The following is a 16,311-nucleotide window of genomic DNA, read 5'->3' as shown; positions in this document are numbered from 1 at the left end:
CAGGACCGGAGTGCAGTCCGCGGCGCCACAGGGGTTAGCGAGGTCTCAGCTGTAGTCGCCGAGATGGCAGCCGAAGGCGTCCGGCTTCTGCATCAGGCTTTCCCCCGGGACGATCTCGACGACGTCGTACCAGTCTTCCTTGTTCTTCATGTCCTTTTGCTGCTTGCCCTTGACGATGATCACCGGCCGGACGCACTGATGGTCCTCGGGACGGTAATGCACTTCGCCCACCAGGGAGGGGATCGTCTCGCCCTTCTCGTAGGCCTTGATCACGTCGGGCGGGCTGAAGCTGCCGGCCTGCTCGCACATGTGCGCCCAATGCGCGAAGCTGACATAGGCGTTCTCCGCGCCCCATTCGGGCTTGTAGCCGTACTTCTTCTCGAATGCTTCGTTGAACATCTTGGCGAGCGGGAATTTGTCTTCGATGGTCCACCAATAATCGGTGGCGGCGTAGACGCCCTGCATCAGGCCGCCGGTCTCGCGCGCGATGAAAGGCACCTGGTAGGGGACGACCAGCTTCATCTTGTCGAGCACGCCGAACTGCTTGGCCTGTTGTGTCGACAGCACGGCGTCGTGTCCCCAATTGACGTTGATGAGCACATCGGCGCCTGAATTCGCGACGTTCAGCAGATAGGAGGAGTAGTCGGGTGCGCCGAGGGGCGCCACCTGGTTGGTGGTCGTCGTCCAGCCCGCTGTTGCGAGGAAATCCTGCATGGATTTGGTGACGGTGTGGCCGTAGGTGTAATCAGGCGTGAGATACGCGGCCTTCTTGCCCTTGCCGAACTCACGTACCATCACCGGGCCGATCGCTGCAGCCGCAGTCTGGCCGTAGAAGTTCTGGCGAAAGCCGTAGCGGACGCAATCCTTGCCGGTGGTATCGTTCGAGCCGGAAATGCCACACACGAAAATGACGTGTTCGCGCTGGGCGAGTTTGTTCAGCGCCACTGCAACGGCGCTCGACGTGCCGCCGGTGATCATGATCGCCTTGTTCTCGCTGATGAAGCGCTGCTGCGCCTGCACCGCCTCGTTCGGCTTGGCCGCGGAATCGGCGACGCCGAACTTCAGCTCCTTACCGAGCACGCCCTTGCTGGTCTTCGGCGATATCTTCTTGATCAGGTCGTGCCCGCTGTTGATGTGCTCGATCGCGAGCTGATAGCCCTTGAGCTCGTCTTCACCCTGTACGGCATAGGTGCCGGTGCGCGGCACGGAGATGCCGATGAAGGCGGTGGAGCCCGAGACCCCGGCGGGGTAGGAGCCGATCGCCAGCTTGTCCTCGGCAAACGCCGGCATCCCGGGCAGAACCGCGCCGCCGATGAGGCCCGCGGTGGTCTGAAGCAGGCCACGGCGCGAGAGGCCGCGGCGGATGAGATTGTCAGTCATGATCGTTTCCTCCGAACATCGTTCTTGTTTGCAGGCAAAGCACGACCTGTCCGGCGGCAGTCGGCCTCAAGGGCCTGCCCGCGCCGGGCACGTCACATCCGCGTGTAGCTCTTGGACGCAAGCATTGCTTGTGAACGCCTTCTGTCAATTTCGTCTTTGGTCGAACGACTAAAATTATGTCGTGAAACCAGATCGTATCCCGACATATATTAGCCTTTGTGAGTACGAGACTGGCGGGTTCGGCGAGAGAAATGGCGCGGCGAACGAGAGTGGCGGGTACCCGGAAGCGACGGTCATGGCCGCAAGGTTCGGAGCGGCAGGACGCGGCGTGGTCCGTGGAAGAGGTGAACGGACAGGGGGCGACACCACAGTCCGGCGATGCCTCGCGCATGCCCGAGCCTCGCAATCGAACGACAGGTGAGCGGGGACCGGCAGTCGGCTCTGTTCAGGCGAAGCGTGTGCCCGGGCCGATGAAGCGGCTGAGCGTGCGTGCCCAGAACGTTCTGAAGGAGCTCGCAGTCGAGCTCAAGGGCGAGCAGCCGCCGAAAGGGAACTGGTCGCCATCGCGCGAGTTGCTGCGGGCGCTCACGGCTGAACGTCTCGCGACGGCGCGCAATTGCGGGCCGCATACGATGCGGGAGATCGTGGAATGGGCGCAGGGCTGCGGCGTGACTATCAAGCCGGTAATCCCGCCCGGCGGTTCGCTGTCGCAGATGTGGAGCGAGCTGATCGCCAATGCCTCGGCAGGCAGCCTGACCAGCGCCGAGATCGCCGGTGCGCTGCAGCGCTCGATCCGGCGGAAAAGCGTCCGCATCCCGATCGCGTTTCAAATCATCCTGGTGAAGATCCTGCTGTCGAGCTTCGAGTAGGGGCGCAATAGCTGTGCATCCGGAATTCCCGCTGCTTGGTCCGGGCGCTCCTGCTTGCTACTTTGGCTAACGGCTCGCGTTGCCGGGTAGGAAGCACGGAGGCGGCACGGCATGGTTCAGATGAAGAGGACGCAACGGGCGACTGCGGCCAGGTCCGGGCGGTCCTCAGCCACCGAGCCGATGCGTGACTCCGACTATGCTGCGCTTGCGCAGTTCCGGTACGAGATCCGGAGCTTTCTGGCCTTCAGCGAGGCAGCCGCGGCAAAGCAGGGATTGACGCCGACGCAGCATCAGGCGCTGCTTGGGATCAAGGGCTTCGTGCGCCCGGGTCCTGCGACAGTCGGTGATGTTGCGCGCTTTCTGCTGATTCGGCCTCACTCGGCGGTTGAATTGATCAATCGTTTGGCCAAGCTTGGGCTAGTAGGCCGGGTTGCCGACCCGCAGGATGCCAGACGTGTGCACCTCAAACTGACCGGGAGAGGTGAACAGAAACTGCGGGCACTATCGCAGAGAAATCTTCAGGAGCTCCGCCGCGCCGCGAGCCCGGCACTGAATCGCCTGCTGAGGTCGTTTCGGCACTCTGGCGGGCCGAATTCCAACGGCTAAGCCCGCGAGGCCAACTCTACTCCGTCTTGACTGATGCCTGGGATTGCCGGCATGGGCCACGCATCCGCCTCCTGGACGATGGCTTCCAAGCCACGCCGTGACTGATTGCATTTTGGGCCGTTTGGAGGGCCGTCTCTATGTCTCGAAAGGCGACTATCTGGTGAGCATGCCTGAAATCAGGGCCGCAGCGCCGAGGCCAATGAACGACAAGATCATTGGAGGATACAGAACCAGCGCTGCTTCAAAGCGCAGGAACTTCGGTTGCTCGCCGGTCCGATTGGGAAGCCCAATGAAGATCAGGATGCCTGCTACCGCAAGCATAGCAGCTCCAATCAGGATGTTCATATTCGCCTTCCACATCACGGAGCAAAAAGTCGCAAGCACGAGAGTGCGACCGAGCTATTCGTTTTGGAAAGAGCGGACAGTACGCTTTCGTACCGATTTTCTTGGAAGACCGCTTTTAAAGAGACTCGCTCAGATCGGCTTCACGCCGTGAGGGGCCTTAGCGGCCAGACCAAGAACCCGCTCGCGGGTGCGACTTCTCGCTGCGTCCACTAGCATCGCGCCCGCCCAGCGATAGACGTTATGTTCCTTCACCTGCTGCCGCATGAGCTTCATGCGCTCGGCCTGCTCCTCCGCCGGCATAGTAAGTGCAAGCTTGATCGCCGATGCCATTTCTCCAATGTCATAGGGATTGACAATGAGAGCCTCGGACAATTCTCGTGACGCCCCAGTGAAGCTCGATAAGATAAGGACCCCAGCATCGTCCTCTCGCGAGCTAACGAACTCCTTTGCGACAAGGTTCATTCCATCGTGCAGGCTGCTGACGATGCAGACATCGGCTCCTCTAAACAGCTGGAACACATCTGACGGCTCGTAGTGCCGCGCGACCAAGTGCATCACGGGTTGGCGACCGTGGTGCCGCTCGTTTATTTCGGCAGCAAGCACTTCCGCTTCCGCCTGGAGCTTCGAATATGAGCTGAGTTTGCTGCGTGTCGGCGCTGCAACCTGGATGAATGCAAGCCGATCTGTCCAGGCCGGATCTCGCGCCAAAAGCGCGTCTACGGCCCGCATGCGATCAAGAATGCCTTTGGTGTAATCGAAGCGTTCAACGCCTACGATCAGCCTCGTATTCTCCGCCAATCCGAACTGGGCAAGGATGCTAGATCGGCATTCCCCGGGAGGTGGTAGCTTTTCCAGTTCTCTTGGCGGCCACTCGATAGAGATTGGATAAGCACGTATTCTGGTCTCATGTCCTCCAAGGCTGACCGCTTGCACTTCGCGATCGATCCTGCTCTCCACGAAGCGATCCACACCCTCGATGAAGTTGTTGCAGTGAAACTGGGTATGAAATCCAACAATGGTGCTGCCGAGCAATCCTTCGATAATCTCCGCCTTCCATGGGCAGATGCTGAATGTTTCCGCATTCGGCCATGGAATGTGCCAGAAGGTTATGATCGTCGCCCTCGGCAGGCGCTCACGGATCATTCTTGGAGCAAGCGCGAAGTGATAGTCCTGGACCAGCACGATGGGGTCCGCGGTCCGCGCCTCGGCAACGACTGCATCGGCAAAGCGCTGGTTGATCTGCCGATACATCTGCCAGTCGCTGGACCTGAACGTAGGGCGCACGAAAACGATATGGCACACGGGCCAGAGCCCTTCGTTGGCAAAACCGTAATAATATCCGTCCTGTTCCTCCTCGGAGATCCAGATGCGCCGAAGCGTGTAGGCCGGACTTGCCTCGGGCACGCGGATCCTATCGTTGTCGTCGACCGTCTCCCGATCGGCGCTGCCGCTGCCGTGTGCGATCCAAGTGCCACCGCAGGCACGCATGATCGGCTCCAGGGCCGAGACCAATCCACTCGCCGGCCGCTGCACCACAGTCCCCGCTTCCGAAGTGTTGTGAATGTAGGGCTCCCGATTGGAAAGGACGAGAACTTCGGCCCCCGGGAGGACGCTTTGCAGCACCTCCTGAAGCGATTTTGGCGTCCACTCGATCTGGCGTGTAAACGTAACTTGTTCGGCGCTACGCAACAGCTTGTGAATTTCTCGATCAATAGACGAGCCACCGAATCGGAGTGGCACTCCCTGAGCACCTCGACGGACCTCTTCGACCGCGCGTCGCAACGCCTTCATCCAGCCGCGCATCATGAGGACGGCGAAAATGATCGTGCCAACGGTCAGGACCAGAACGACGCCGGCAAGCGCTGCAAGCAGATACGCCAGCACCTGGCTAGACCTGGCCGCCGCGAAGCTGAGGTCGGTTAGAATGACGAGGTAGGAACGACCTCGGCTACTCGAGATCGGAAACGCAGCTACAAGAATTCGTCGCCCCCCGCTGGTGATGCTTGCGAAACTGTCGTTCTCGGATTTGGCCGACTTTTCGCAGGAGAAGCTCGCCGGCATCTCCGGTGTTGGCGCGAGCAACGAGCCTCCCGGATCACAAAATCCAACCGCGAGAATCTTCTTGTCAAGCGCCACTCTCTTGAAAAGGTCCGAGAGCCGGTCCCACGCCTGGTCTTCCACATCACGACTAAGCAACGGCTGGATGGCGTTGAAGACCAGCTTGGATCTGGCTTCAACATCGCTGCGCGACCATTGCTGTACGATTCCTCCGGTAAATGGTGAGATACCGAACGCCACGACTGCGGCTACCGCCAGGCCGAAAATGCCATAGCGGAAGAACTCCTTGTACGATATCGGGGTCACTCTGGAGCTACGCCGGCTGGATGGAGATGATTGTTCGAGCCGTCGAGCAGACGCAGCCCTCGCAGCGAATTTGGAAACTCTGCCGATTTCGTAAGCAATAATACGCGAACATGCACCAAAGGACGGCGGCTCCTAGGTCGGATTGGCGAGCCGCTTCCCCTTCTCAAAGCCCGTACGCTGGTTGTTGCAGGCGAGACAAATCGCGCGTGCCACTTGCGTGCCGTGGATTGCCAGCCGTTCATGCCGATGCGGCGTCTTTTCCTCGCAAGACAGGCAGTATGCTTGCGGAAACACATTGAGTGTCGTTTGACTCGAATTTCTGATCATGAAAGCCCCCTTGCGCAATATCCTTCCGAGGTCGCCCGCGAGCAAGCGGCAGCGGGGCAGATCGGCTGTCTAATGTACGGAAGTGTACCGTGTTTCGTCAGGTAGCAAGCTGTGCGCGCTCCGCTCAAGATCACTCCTGTCCCACACAGCAGCCCACCAAGGTCCGGGTGAATTGGCGCGCGGCGGAGCTGGGACCCCATCGTTCCTCGGCTGGGGTCCGCCTCTCCTGACGGCATGACCTGTCCAAGGTATCTTCGTTCAAAGCGCGAAAGCGGTTGTTCGTGCACAGCATTTTTGCAAGTCAGCGCCTCTTGAATTCGTGCGTCACTTGCGATTCTTCGGCAGCGCGTTCTTCCCGACAATCGAAAGTGCGATCAGACCGAATGTGATCAGGCGCGGGATGAAGTAGACCGGCTCGCTCGCATTCGTCACTTGCACCACCGCCAGGACAAATCTCGCAACGGCGTCGATCACAAAAGCAGCGGCAAAGAACAGGAAAAAGGTGTCGCCCGTCTTACGCCAAAACTTCAGGAAATATATGCTCGCCAGGAGCGATGCGAATGCCGTCGCACCTGAAAGAACGGGATTCAAATGGTCCATCACTCGGCCTCCCAGATCATGCCTATAAGCAGGACCGTCATGGCGAGCAGGCCGATCGACAGACGCACGGCGGAGAGATCAATTTGAGGAAACACGATCTTATCGATCCACAGAGCAGCATTTTCGAAAGTCAGACCCGCGAAGCAGACCGCGCTCCAGAGGAGCAATCTCGACCTGTTATCGATATATGCCCGAACGAGCAGCCAGGCACAAAAGCCGCTCGTGATCGCGCAAAGCGTGTAAATCACCGCAGCCATGACTAATCCTTTCGAATCCTGAAGGCGTCTGAAAATGCCTGGATACGGTGTGGGCTGTTGTGGATGATATGTGTGATCGGGATCAGATGCCGCGAATACGCCAAGGCCAAGCGATCGATCACAGCCCGCAATTCGGGCCGCGGCGCAAACGCATAGATCCCTGCCGCGCCGTCCAGGAAGCCATCCCTCGCGAGGGACGCGAGAGCATCGGCCGTCTCGGTCTTGCCCGCGTAAAGGCGTGCAGCGAGCGTTTCTGCGTCAAAACGCTCGCCCGGCCGCTTATGGAAGAACAAAAGGGCTTCGAGCTGCGCCACAGAGCGAATGTAGCGCCGGACAAGCTCCTCTACCTGTTCCGGCAGTGCTTCATCGGACATCGTCGACCTCAGCCAGCGGCACGCAAGCTGATCGATTCAATGCGGAAATTCAAGGCTGCTTTTCCTGCTACTAAATCTAAGCCGACCGGATCCAAGACAACTGCGGCGGCGTCATCTCCGATGACACCGCCGATAAGCATGCTGGAAATACAGACCGAAATCGGCTCAGTACTTGAATTCGGGCATCTTCTTCAGCTGATCCTTGTTGGCGTTCAGCACCACGTGGTCCGGATACCAATTGTCGCTTCGCCGGGCCGACGTTGATGCACTTCCCGTTGTGCTCGTAGAACTTGTAGTGCCGGCCTTTCCAGCGCCATCGTTGGACGCCGTCTTTACCGGTTCCTTGGCGAATTTGAGCTGATCGAACGCCACGGCGACGTTGTGCTCACCCATCCCAAGAAATCCTCCCACTCCGATCACCACGTTGGCAACCCGCCCGCTGGCATCCAGAATCAGATCGTTGATATCCCCGATCTTCTCGTTGCTGTTGTTATAGACGTTCACACCAACGAGTTTCGATGCACGCCATTCGCCTTCCTTGGGCATGGAGGCGGTCGAGGCAGCCGGCTGCATGTTGGGCGCGGCGGTCGTCGCGTTGTTGTGGGGTGACTGCGCCATGGCCGGCGTAGCCAGCAGCATCGCAGAGGCAAGAATGCAAATTGATGTCTTCATGACGATTGCTCCTAGTTCTGTTGATCATCGTCAACTCATCGCACGCCCGCAAGTTTCGTTTCCTGCATGCGAAGGTACGCTGCCGCACGAGACTTATCCCACCAGCTTGAGACGGCCGCGCATCTTCTGACGAAGCATTGCACGTGTCACGGAAGGGTTACATATGATGAACTCGACCATAGCGATAATGTCGTCCCTGGTACGATTGCAGCAAGGGTTCTCGTAAACGGCAAGAAGCCTTTGGGCCTCCTCCAAGGCTCCCACCAGAACTTCGGTATCGGTTCGGATCCGGCTTTCTTGCGATGACATCTCCGCCTCTATCGCTTCAAGAATATCTGGACTCTGTTCGCTGCCGGACACTTGACTTAACGCAGTCGGGAATCGCGTTCACGAATATGCAATGCGGAGGGGCGGCACCGCACAAGGACGGTTGTGGGCCGCCAGGATGATACCCTGACAATCGCAAGACATCGCTTTCAGCCTGGCTTCGTCCGTGACAACGATCCCTGCCCTGCGACATCCAATCACCCCGTCGCGCACCATACTGCCGAGAGCGACCGTAACGCCGGCGCGCCGGACCGCGAGAGCGTTGGCTATGTAACTATGCGTGAAAGGTACCTCGCGAGATCCGAGCCTGTCGCTGGCAACTAGGAGCCACCGCGCGAGGCGCTGGTGCAGCGTGTGCCTGGAGTTGCAGGCTGATAGTTGCGAACTGTGAATTAGGATCGCCTGAACATAGCCTAAAAGCATCTTTTCAAGCTCGACGTCGCTCTTGATCAAAGCAATCAGCTGATCGGACTGGATCCGACTCGCTTGACCCGGCACTCTCACGCTGCAGCGGTGCGGCGACACTTGCATGCCCAGGACCAACGGCACGCCGACGAAATCCTTCATCCCGAGCGTATGGATCTCTACCGGCAGGCAGTCGCCCGCACGGGTCGTGACAGAACACCCGCCGGACTCGATGAAGTACGCGTAGCGAAGAGGAGTGCCGCGATCGTAGAGAATTTGTCCTTTGTTCAGAGACACTGTCTCGCAGCTTTCGAGCAACCGGCACTGCGATGAGGCCGACAGTCGGGAGACGAGTTCGTTGCGGCTAGTGCCGCAGAAGGGCTCGTCAAGGCCGAGCCGCTTCGGGTTGAATTGGTTTTCGATCAACCGCAGCGGCGATGAAGAATGTTCCATGTCAAGCCCAATTCTAGACCGCTACAATGATTGCCTGTACGATGGGATGTATCGAGCGATCCTGGGAGTCAGGGTGACCGATAGTAACCGTCGGGAAAAACCTGACAAGAACCAGAAACATCGAGAAAGTGCCAGACGTGGGCGTTTTGCTGTCTCATTTGATACCCACCCGCATGGAGGCGCCCACCTCAATCTCCCGGCGCGCAGCCCGCCGCCCCTTGATCCTCGTCTTCATCGCGGCAGCGATGCCTCTTGCGCTTTTCGCGGGTTGGGTCGTTTTCCTGAACGCCCAGCAGCAGCGCAGGGGTTCTCAGGCCGCCGCCGTGGAGACGCTCGATAGCGTCGTCAACCGGCTTGCCTCCGAGATCAGTCTCCAGCTCGAGATCGCCGAGACCGTCGCGGCTTCCGCAACACTCGACAAGCCGGACCTCGACGCGTTCTATCGAGAAGCGACGCGTATCAACGAAGCACGTCCTCTTTGGCAGACGATTCAGCTCGTCGATCCCGAGGGAAATCAGGTGCTTGATGTCAGCCGTCCACTCGGAGATGGGATGCGCGCCACCGCCGACCGAGAGAATTTCGAACAGATCCTGAAAACGAGAAAGCCGGCGATCGGCGGAATTGGGCCACGTGGTCCCATCACCGGCAAACGCGTGGTGGCCGTCAGGGCCCCCGTTGAGCGCGATGGGCAACTGAAGTTTGTACTCACGGTGGCCCTGGTGCCCGATGCAATAAGCCAGATTTTGAAGAGCGCAGGAGCCCCGGCCGGCTGGGTGGGTTTCGTGGTCGATGCCAAGGGGAACATCGTCGCCCGCACCTTCGGTGAACAATCCGAACTCGGACAATCTGCCAGCGCTACGGTCCGCCAGGCGATAGCCTCAGCGCCAGAAGGAGGCTACCTCAAAACCACGCCCGCCGGCGAACAAGTCGACTCGATCTACAAAGTCATCCCCGGAACCAGCGGATGGTCGGTCCATTTCGGAATACCGACGCAGGAACTGAATGGTCCCGTCCAGCGCTCAGCCATTTTCCTTGCCGGGGGTGGGGTATTGAGCTTCATCTTGGCTCTGACTTTGGCCTGGTACACCATACGCGACATTTCGCTTCGCCGGCGCGAGCAAGAGGCGCAGGCTGCATTGGCACTCAGCGCAAGTGAAGAGCGACGGAGGCTGACGATCGATGCCGCAGATCTCGGCGTGTTCAGCTGTGATTTTGCGAGCAGAGAAGCGATCGTGTCGCCCCGCGCCCGGGAGATGCTCCGGATAGACGGTTCGCGCTCCGAAGGAGATACGATCCTTCCGATAGATCGGATACTGAGTTGTATTGATCCCGCCGACCAGCGGAACTTTGAGGCTTCCTTGCTGAGTTGCCGTTCGGGAAACGTGGCGATTGCTGATTTCCGGACCGCTCCCCCTCACAGCCGATGGCTGCGGGCCAGCGGACGGCTGTCTCGCATCGATGATAAGAACTTGGACGTCGTATATGGCGTCATTCTGGATATCGACGAGACCAAGCGAGCTGAGCTGGAGCGACAACAACTGCTTCGACGCCTTTCCGAAGCGGAAGAAAATGAACGCCGTAGAATCGCAAGAGAGCTTCACGATCAGATCGGCCAGACGGTCACAGGTCTACTTCTCGGTCTGAAGAACCTGGAGCCGCTTCTGGGCACGAGCGCCAAACGCAAGCTCGGATTGGAGAGGCTCAATTGGCTGCAAGGACTCGCGAGAGGGATTGGGCGCGATATCCATCAAATCGCCTCTGACCTGCGCCCGACCGCCCTTGATGACCTGGGACTTTACAAGGCGCTGGAGGCATTCTGCGCGGAGATCCGGCGCCGGTTCGGGATCAGCGTTGATTTTCAGCCTCTGGGCAGAAGAGATCGTCTCGGCCAGGACGTCGAAATCGCGGTTTACCGCGCCGTCCAGGAGGCCGTAAACAACGTGGTCAAACACGCGCAAGCTCGAAACGTCAGCGTGGTCATCGACCGACGCACAACTGAGCTTAGGATCGTCGTCGAAGACGACGGGAACGGCTTCGACTTTCAGGAATTCTCGCAGGGCGAGAGCCGCCACGCAAAATTGGGCCTGTCCGTCATCGAGGAGCGCCTCACGCTGCTCGGTGGATCTTTGGCGATTGAATCTGAACCCGGCCACGGCACCTCTCTTTTCATGAGAATACCGGTGCCAATAGAGGAGATGGGCTATGTGCCCGATCCGGATCACGTTGACTGACGATCATCCGCTTGTTCTGGCCGGAATGAAGGCGTTGCTTCAGGACGTGCATGACATTGAGATCGTCGGGGAAGCAACGGATGGACAGGCCGCCCTAGACATCATTCGCCAGGCCACACCGGACATTGCCATCCTGGACATTTCACTTCCCGGTATCAGTGGCCTCGAAGTTGCTCGCACCCTAGCGACGCAGCTTCCTCAAGTTCGTCTTCTGGCGCTGACCGTGCACGAGGATCACGCCTACGTTCAGCCGATGCTGCAAGCGGGAGCTCGCGGCTATCTGCTGAAGCGCTCTGCGGCCGACGAGCTCGAGCGCGCAGTTCGCGCGATCGCTGGAGGTGGTTTGTATCTGGATCCAGCAATAGCGGAGAAAGCACTACCATCCGCGCAGGGCGCCCACTCGTCTTCCGGCGCTTCCACAGCCGGCGAGCTGACACCGCGCGAGAGTGAGGTTCTCAGATTCATCGCACAAGGCTTCAGCAACAAGGAAATTGCCAATCAGCTAAGCATCAGCATCAAGACCGTCGAAACTTACAAGGCCAGGGCGGTCGAAAAGCTCGGGCTGTTCACGCGTGCCGACATAGTGCGCTACGGCGTGGCCCTTGGCTGGTTGGGCCATTCGGGAAAGAGTGCCGATCAAGTTTGAGCGGGCAGTAGGTGGGCCAAACGGCCCTGCGCCCGGCATACCGACGTCAGGATTATCCCGACAAGCCCCGCTCATCTCCTGACTGCCCGATGGGACGCCGTCCACTATCTTCGGTGAAGCGGACGAGAGAACCAATGCGGATCGCCAGCCGGAACACCGTTCTTTGCGGCTTCTGCACTCCGCACCTTGTTGGATCGGATCAGGTTTGTGTGGAGGCACACATGAGAAATGTACTTTTTCGAGGACGTGCCGGTCGCCAGCTCTTTGCACAGTATGAGAAACTGCCCGGGCTCGCCACTCGGACGAGCTCGCGGCTAGATGCCCGCACGGCGAGAACCGCGGGCATTTGCCTCGCTTGCATCTATCTCACTTGCCTTCTGTTCTCGGCATACGCGATTGCTTGACCTAGGCGTGTGGCAACCGACATCGAGAAATGGCGAAGTCGGATTCATCGTCCCGATCCTTTGCAGGAACTCGCTCGATCATGGATACAGTCGTTGTGCTCCTGGTCCTCGGTATGTTGTTCACGGCTCTTTGTGTCGCGGCGCTGGAGATCGCGGCACGTCGATTTTCCCGGACTGTTGAGCGTCAGCTTCCGATGTAAAGTGCGGCGCACCCATCTCACTGCGCAAAGACTGCTCTTGGTGAGAGCCGCCTCGATCGACGGCCCTCCAAGCGCTTATCGGCAGACACGCACGTGCTTGACGATACGCCGACCATGATAGCCGCGCTTGACTACGGTCCGCACGGTGCAGACCCTCCGATGATGATGATAGTGATAGCCAGCCTGCCTCGTCTCGGATGTTGCCGCGGCGCCGACCGGTGGCGCCATCATCGCATTGGCAGGAACCAAGAACTGAGTGCCAGCAAGCAGAGCAGCGGCCGCAAATCCATAGGCGATTTTCTTCATAGTTTTTCCTTGTCGTACGCCCCCTCCGCACTTCTAGATCGGTCCAATGAATGCGGAGTGAACGATGATACTGACAAACGTCGTCGCGATCTTTCGCCGCAGATGCAGAAAATGGATAGCTGCCCCCGCCGCTGAGAGGAGCCTGGAATTGAGGCTTATCCCAATCCGCTTAGATGTCCCGCAGGAACTGCCGAAGTTGCTTTTGCTTATTCACGTCTCAAAGTCGCTATCTCGAACGCTCTACCGTCACCGGTTAGAGCGAACAGCGGCATCGGAAGGGAGTGAACAGGCACTCTCGCCAGAGCACAAGGGAGCCTGTCGTGCTTTCGCTGATGGATATTGCTGCCGTTCTACTCACATTGTCTGCCGCCTTTGGCTGGCTGAATCACAAGTTCCTGCCGCTCTCCCGCAGCGTAGGTCTTCTTTTGATGAGTGTCCTGACGTCGCTGTTGATGATCGGTTTGGATGCAGCGGTTCCCACAGTTCATCTGCTAAACCAACTTGCCGACGGACTCCGACAGATCGACTTTGCCGAAGTCGTCGTCAACGGAATGCTTGCATTTCTGCTGTTCGCCGGCGCGTTGCACGTAGATCTGGACACACTCAGAAGCCGCGCCATTCCGGTATTTATTCTGGCCGTTCTCGGCACCTCAATTTCAACCGTCCTCGTAGGCCTGATGTTCTGGTTCATCTGCGGCCTTGTGAACTTACCCGTATCATTGGGTTGGGCATTCGTGTTCGGCGCATTGATCAGCCCGACTGACCCCGTTGCTGTCCTGAGTACGCTTCGCAACACCAAAGTGCCGAAAGAGCTGCAGATCGAGACGGAAGGCGAGGCATTGTTCAACGACGGCGTCGGGATTGTTCTGTTCACGATCATGCTTCGCTTTGCGAGCACCGGAGACGGCGCTCAAGTTTCGGCTGCCGATGTCACTGAGTTGCTCGTTCGCGAAGCTGGTGGTGGAATAGTGCTGGGCTTGTTGACTGGCTATATCGCGTATCGCGCGATGCGACTCATCGACGACTACGCCATAGAGGTACTGATCTCTCTCGCGCTCGTCACCGGAACATACGCACTTGCGTTACATCTGCACGTCAGCGGACCGCTCTCCATGGTCGCCGCAGGCCTCCTCATCGGCGACCGAGGACCGCGATATGCGATGAGCGAGCGGACACAAGGATATCTCTTCGCACTCTGGAGCCTCATCGACGAAATCCTCAACTCGGTCCTTTTTCTGCTTATCGGGCTCGAGACCTTGATACTGCGCTTTGATCTTCGCAGCCTTGGCCTGGCAGCAGCGTCGATTCCACTCGTTCTCTTCGCCCGGTTTGTCTCTGTTTCAGTCCAACCGTTTTTGTTCGGATGGACTCAACTGCTTTCCCTGCGCAACGCGCCCTTTCTCACCTGGGCGGGCGTTCGAGGCGGGATTTCAGTTGCACTCGCCCTATCAATGCCGGATAGCCCGGCCAAGGCCGCCATGCTCGCGTCAACCTATGGGGTCGTCCTGTTCAGCATCATCATTCAAGGCTCGACCCTAGGCTGGGTGGCAAGGCGGACTGTCGGATAATAAGTCTCGTCTCGAGTTGTCGTTCAAGCGACAAGCCCTCACTTTATCCGTTTCAATCCTCGTAGCTGTCGATGACGGCATCTGCGATAACGCGTTTGGTGAGGACGCCGACGACATCGTTCACGCGCGGGCGGGAGGCAGAGCGGACAACGATTGCCGCGCCGGCCCGATGACGCTTCAACCTGGCAAACACCAAACTCAAGAGGTCCTGATCGCGGCAAATCACCATCCGCCGCTCGACGAATTGCTCGACCGCGACAACTGGGTTGGATTGCGACTCCGCCCATAAGCCGGAACGTGGCGGGATCAGCCCAACAATCCGGCCTTCGCGCTCAACCACGATAGGAAGTGCATCATTGATATCTTCCGCAGCCATAGCCTGTCTTAGTGTCGTACCTACCCCGGCGACGATAAAGCGCCTTTCCATGATGTCCTGGGCCTGCTTCACCAGATAGAGGTTGATATGCCGTTCCTTTGGAATGCGGTGCCCGCGGTGGCGCAACTTGACCGTGTAAATCGTTTCGTTGACGAGTGCACGCCTCACGCCTGCAGCCAACGCTACCGCAACGATAACTGGAACGATGATTGCGTAATCGCGCGTCATTTCGAACACCATCACGATCGCCGTCATGACGCCGCCCGTACCTGCACCAACAATGGCCGCCATTCCAATGATCGCGGCCGAAGATGGCGTCAGCCCTGAGTAAGGCAGGATTGAATTGGTTGCAGCGGCAAAGGCGGCCCCCAAGCTGGCCCCAAGGTAAAGCGATGGCGAGAATATTCCGCCCGACGCCCCGCAACCGAGGCTGACCGTCGTTGCCAACAGCTTCAGCACGAACAGCAGCGCCAGGAGCCCCGCCGCTGTCATCTTTTGGTCCAGTATCTCCTGAATGACGGAGTAGCCCACTCCGTCGACGTAGGAGTGACCAAAGGCATGCGTGAGCATCACCATCAGCAGGCCGATGGACGACATGCCAATGATGTTCTGAACATACTCGTTACCAGACAGCTTCGGAAAGCCATCTTCCATAAAGACGAGCAGACGGATGAACGCCCAAGCTGCCGCTCCAGACACCAGGCCGAGCAGGACGAATGCGACAGCTTCCTGCGCATTGAAGGATGCAACCATGCTGAACTGCATATCCGGAACCGAAAAGGCCGGATCCGGACCGATCAGGATGCGCCCGATCGTCGTCGCAGCGCCCGTGGCCACGACGACTGGAAGGAATGTTCGATTTGAAACTTCCGGCAGAAGAATTTCCAGAGCAAACAGCACGCCGCCCAGCGGAGTATTGAAGGTTGCGGCAATGCCTGCGCCGGCGCCCGCGGAGAGCAGCGTGATCCTCTGCCGGGTCGAAAGCCCGATGAATTGGGCAAAGGCAGAGCCGAGAGCTGAGCCTATCTGAATGATAGGCCCTTCGCGCCCGACCGCGGCGCCGCTCCCGATCGATACTGCGGATGCCAGCGCCTTTACCAAGGCCACCGCGCCGCGAATTTTGCCGCGCTTGTAAAATATCGAGTCCATCACTTCAGGGACGCCATGACCCTTGGCCTCGGGAGCGAAGCGCCGAACGAGGAAGACGACAATGAGGCCGCCGATCACAGGTGCGAGTAGAATAAAGTCCCCAAAAGGGCTGGGACCCTCACTGATGTTCGCGTCATAAGCGACACTCAGCGTGCCCCTGTAAAACAAATTGTGCACTAGCGCGATCAGAACGCGAAAGACGACGGCACCAAGCCCGGTCAGGACACCGATCATCAACGCAAGCGCGCAAAGCACGAGAAGGCTAACCTTCCGCTCTTCAGCAAACCGCTCAACGCTGCTGCCGATCAGGGCTTTTCTTGTGCCGTAAGACAGGACTGAGGCCATTTGGTCACCCGGGCGTACGATACGAGGATACGAACTCCCGGTTCCGAAAAGTGGTTCCTGCGACAGGTTGGGGACAACCGCGTCAATCGAGCGTCCACATCCCCACG

At 58.8% G+C, this 16,311-nt stretch carries 15 protein-coding genes; 5 read left to right on the top strand and 10 right to left on the bottom strand.

Going from position 1 to position 16,311, the window contains the following annotated elements:
* Positions 1-45: 45 nt before the first annotated feature.
* A complete protein-coding gene (locus tag ABIB00_RS08975; protein WP_027568014.1) occupies positions 46-1,380 on the bottom strand; it encodes a substrate-binding protein in 1,335 nt (444 codons plus the stop codon).
* Between the two features lie 458 nt (positions 1,381-1,838).
* On the opposite strand from ABIB00_RS08975, the gene ABIB00_RS08970 reads away from it, so the two are divergent.
* A complete protein-coding gene (locus ABIB00_RS08970) occupies positions 1,839-2,249 on the top strand; it encodes a hypothetical protein (RefSeq protein WP_354104075.1) in 411 nt (136 codons plus the stop codon).
* 111 nt (positions 2,250-2,360) lie between these two features.
* On the top strand, positions 2,361-2,855 hold the full coding sequence (locus ABIB00_RS08965) for a MarR family winged helix-turn-helix transcriptional regulator (RefSeq protein WP_247400144.1): 495 nt from the start codon (positions 2,361-2,363) through the stop codon (positions 2,853-2,855).
* A gap of 153 nt (positions 2,856-3,008) precedes the next feature.
* On the opposite strand, the gene ABIB00_RS08960 is transcribed toward ABIB00_RS08965, so the two are convergent.
* From ABIB00_RS08960 to ABIB00_RS08930, 7 genes are all read right to left on the bottom strand, one after another.
* Positions 3,009-3,200 carry a hypothetical protein gene (locus ABIB00_RS08960; protein WP_247345233.1) on the bottom strand — a complete coding sequence of 64 codons (192 nt, stop codon included), beginning with the start codon at positions 3,198-3,200 and terminating at the stop codon, positions 3,009-3,011.
* Positions 3,201-3,329: 129 nt separating this feature from the next.
* Entirely contained in the window at positions 3,330-5,564 is a 2,235-nt protein-coding gene (locus ABIB00_RS08955; protein ID WP_247400146.1) for an alpha,alpha-trehalose-phosphate synthase (UDP-forming), read from the bottom strand.
* 651 nt (positions 5,565-6,215) lie between these two features.
* Positions 6,216-6,491, bottom strand: a complete 276-nt coding sequence (locus ABIB00_RS08950) for a DUF5985 family protein (protein ID WP_247345243.1) — start codon at positions 6,489-6,491, stop codon at positions 6,216-6,218.
* Positions 6,491-6,748, bottom strand: coding sequence for a DUF5985 family protein (locus ABIB00_RS08945; protein WP_354104074.1), 258 nt, complete (start codon positions 6,746-6,748; stop codon positions 6,491-6,493). Before ABIB00_RS08945 ends, ABIB00_RS08950 begins: the two co-directional genes overlap by 1 nt.
* 2 nt (positions 6,749-6,750) lie before the next feature.
* Positions 6,751-7,122: an SMC-Scp complex subunit ScpB gene (locus ABIB00_RS08940; protein WP_247400150.1), complete on the bottom strand. Its 372-nt coding sequence runs from the start codon at positions 7,120-7,122 to the stop codon at positions 6,751-6,753.
* Between the two features lie 165 nt (positions 7,123-7,287).
* Positions 7,288-7,794 carry a PRC-barrel domain-containing protein gene (locus ABIB00_RS08935; protein WP_354104073.1) on the bottom strand — a complete coding sequence of 169 codons (507 nt, stop codon included), beginning with the start codon at positions 7,792-7,794 and terminating at the stop codon, positions 7,288-7,290.
* Between the two features lie 387 nt (positions 7,795-8,181).
* Complete coding sequence (locus ABIB00_RS08930) at positions 8,182-8,979, bottom strand: Crp/Fnr family transcriptional regulator (protein ID WP_247400153.1); 798 nt, start codon at positions 8,977-8,979, stop codon at positions 8,182-8,184.
* 173 nt (positions 8,980-9,152) lie between these two features.
* On the opposite strand from ABIB00_RS08930, the gene ABIB00_RS08925 reads away from it, so the two are divergent.
* Both ABIB00_RS08925 and ABIB00_RS08920 read left to right on the top strand, forming a co-directional pair.
* On the top strand, positions 9,153-11,210 hold the full coding sequence (locus ABIB00_RS08925) for a sensor histidine kinase (RefSeq protein WP_354104072.1): 2,058 nt from the start codon (positions 9,153-9,155) through the stop codon (positions 11,208-11,210).
* A complete protein-coding gene (locus ABIB00_RS08920; RefSeq protein WP_247400157.1) occupies positions 11,182-11,856 on the top strand; it encodes a response regulator in 675 nt (224 codons plus the stop codon). The genes ABIB00_RS08925 and ABIB00_RS08920 overlap by 29 nt, the downstream gene beginning before the upstream one ends.
* 679 nt (positions 11,857-12,535) lie before the next feature.
* On the opposite strand, the gene ABIB00_RS08915 is transcribed toward ABIB00_RS08920, so the two are convergent.
* Entirely contained in the window at positions 12,536-12,766 is a 231-nt protein-coding gene (locus tag ABIB00_RS08915; protein ID WP_247400159.1) for a hypothetical protein, read from the bottom strand.
* Positions 12,767-13,086: 320 nt separating this feature from the next.
* On the opposite strand from ABIB00_RS08915, the gene ABIB00_RS08910 reads away from it, so the two are divergent.
* On the top strand, positions 13,087-14,334 hold the full coding sequence (locus ABIB00_RS08910; protein WP_354104071.1) for a cation:proton antiporter: 1,248 nt from the start codon (positions 13,087-13,089) through the stop codon (positions 14,332-14,334).
* A gap of 52 nt (positions 14,335-14,386) precedes the next feature.
* Here the strand turns inward: ABIB00_RS08910 and ABIB00_RS08905 are convergent, their stop codons facing one another.
* Positions 14,387-16,204, bottom strand: a complete 1,818-nt coding sequence (locus tag ABIB00_RS08905; protein WP_247400162.1) for a chloride channel protein — start codon at positions 16,202-16,204, stop codon at positions 14,387-14,389.
* Between the last annotated feature and the right edge of the window lie 107 nt (positions 16,205-16,311).

It is taken from the genome of Bradyrhizobium sp. LB14.3, from assembly GCF_040547985.1.
Classification (GTDB): Bacteria; Pseudomonadota; Alphaproteobacteria; order Rhizobiales; family Xanthobacteraceae; genus Bradyrhizobium.
The sequence above is the reverse complement of the archived record's forward strand: the minus strand, read 5'-3'. Positions and strand labels throughout refer to the sequence as shown.

Bases quoted from the DNA above. Each gene is read 5' to 3' on its own strand.
- ABIB00_RS08975 (WP_027568014.1), bottom strand. From the start codon at position 1,380: ATGACTGACAATCTCATCCGCCGCGGCCTCTCGCGCCGTGGCCTGCTT.
- ABIB00_RS08965 (WP_247400144.1), top strand. From the start codon at position 2,361: ATGGTTCAGATGAAGAGGACGCAACGGGCGACTGCGGCCAGGTCCGGG.
- ABIB00_RS08930 (WP_247400153.1), bottom strand. From the start codon at position 8,979: ATGGAACATTCTTCATCGCCGCTGCGGTTGATCGAAAACCAATTCAAC.
- ABIB00_RS08935 (WP_354104073.1), bottom strand. From the start codon at position 7,794: ATGAAGACATCAATTTGCATTCTTGCCTCTGCGATGCTGCTGGCTACG.
- ABIB00_RS08960 (WP_247345233.1), bottom strand. From the start codon at position 3,200: ATGAACATCCTGATTGGAGCTGCTATGCTTGCGGTAGCAGGCATCCTG.
- ABIB00_RS08950 (WP_247345243.1), bottom strand. From the start codon at position 6,491: ATGGACCATTTGAATCCCGTTCTTTCAGGTGCGACGGCATTCGCATCG.
- ABIB00_RS08940 (WP_247400150.1), bottom strand. From the start codon at position 7,122: ATGTCCGATGAAGCACTGCCGGAACAGGTAGAGGAGCTTGTCCGGCGC.
- ABIB00_RS08925 (WP_354104072.1), top strand. From the start codon at position 9,153: ATGGAGGCGCCCACCTCAATCTCCCGGCGCGCAGCCCGCCGCCCCTTG.
- ABIB00_RS08915 (WP_247400159.1), bottom strand. From the start codon at position 12,766: ATGAAGAAAATCGCCTATGGATTTGCGGCCGCTGCTCTGCTTGCTGGC.
- ABIB00_RS08920 (WP_247400157.1), top strand. From the start codon at position 11,182: ATGTGCCCGATCCGGATCACGTTGACTGACGATCATCCGCTTGTTCTG.
- ABIB00_RS08945 (WP_354104074.1), bottom strand. From the start codon at position 6,748: ATGGCTGCGGTGATTTACACGCTTTGCGCGATCACGAGCGGCTTTTGT.
- ABIB00_RS08905 (WP_247400162.1), bottom strand. From the start codon at position 16,204: ATGGCCTCAGTCCTGTCTTACGGCACAAGAAAAGCCCTGATCGGCAGC.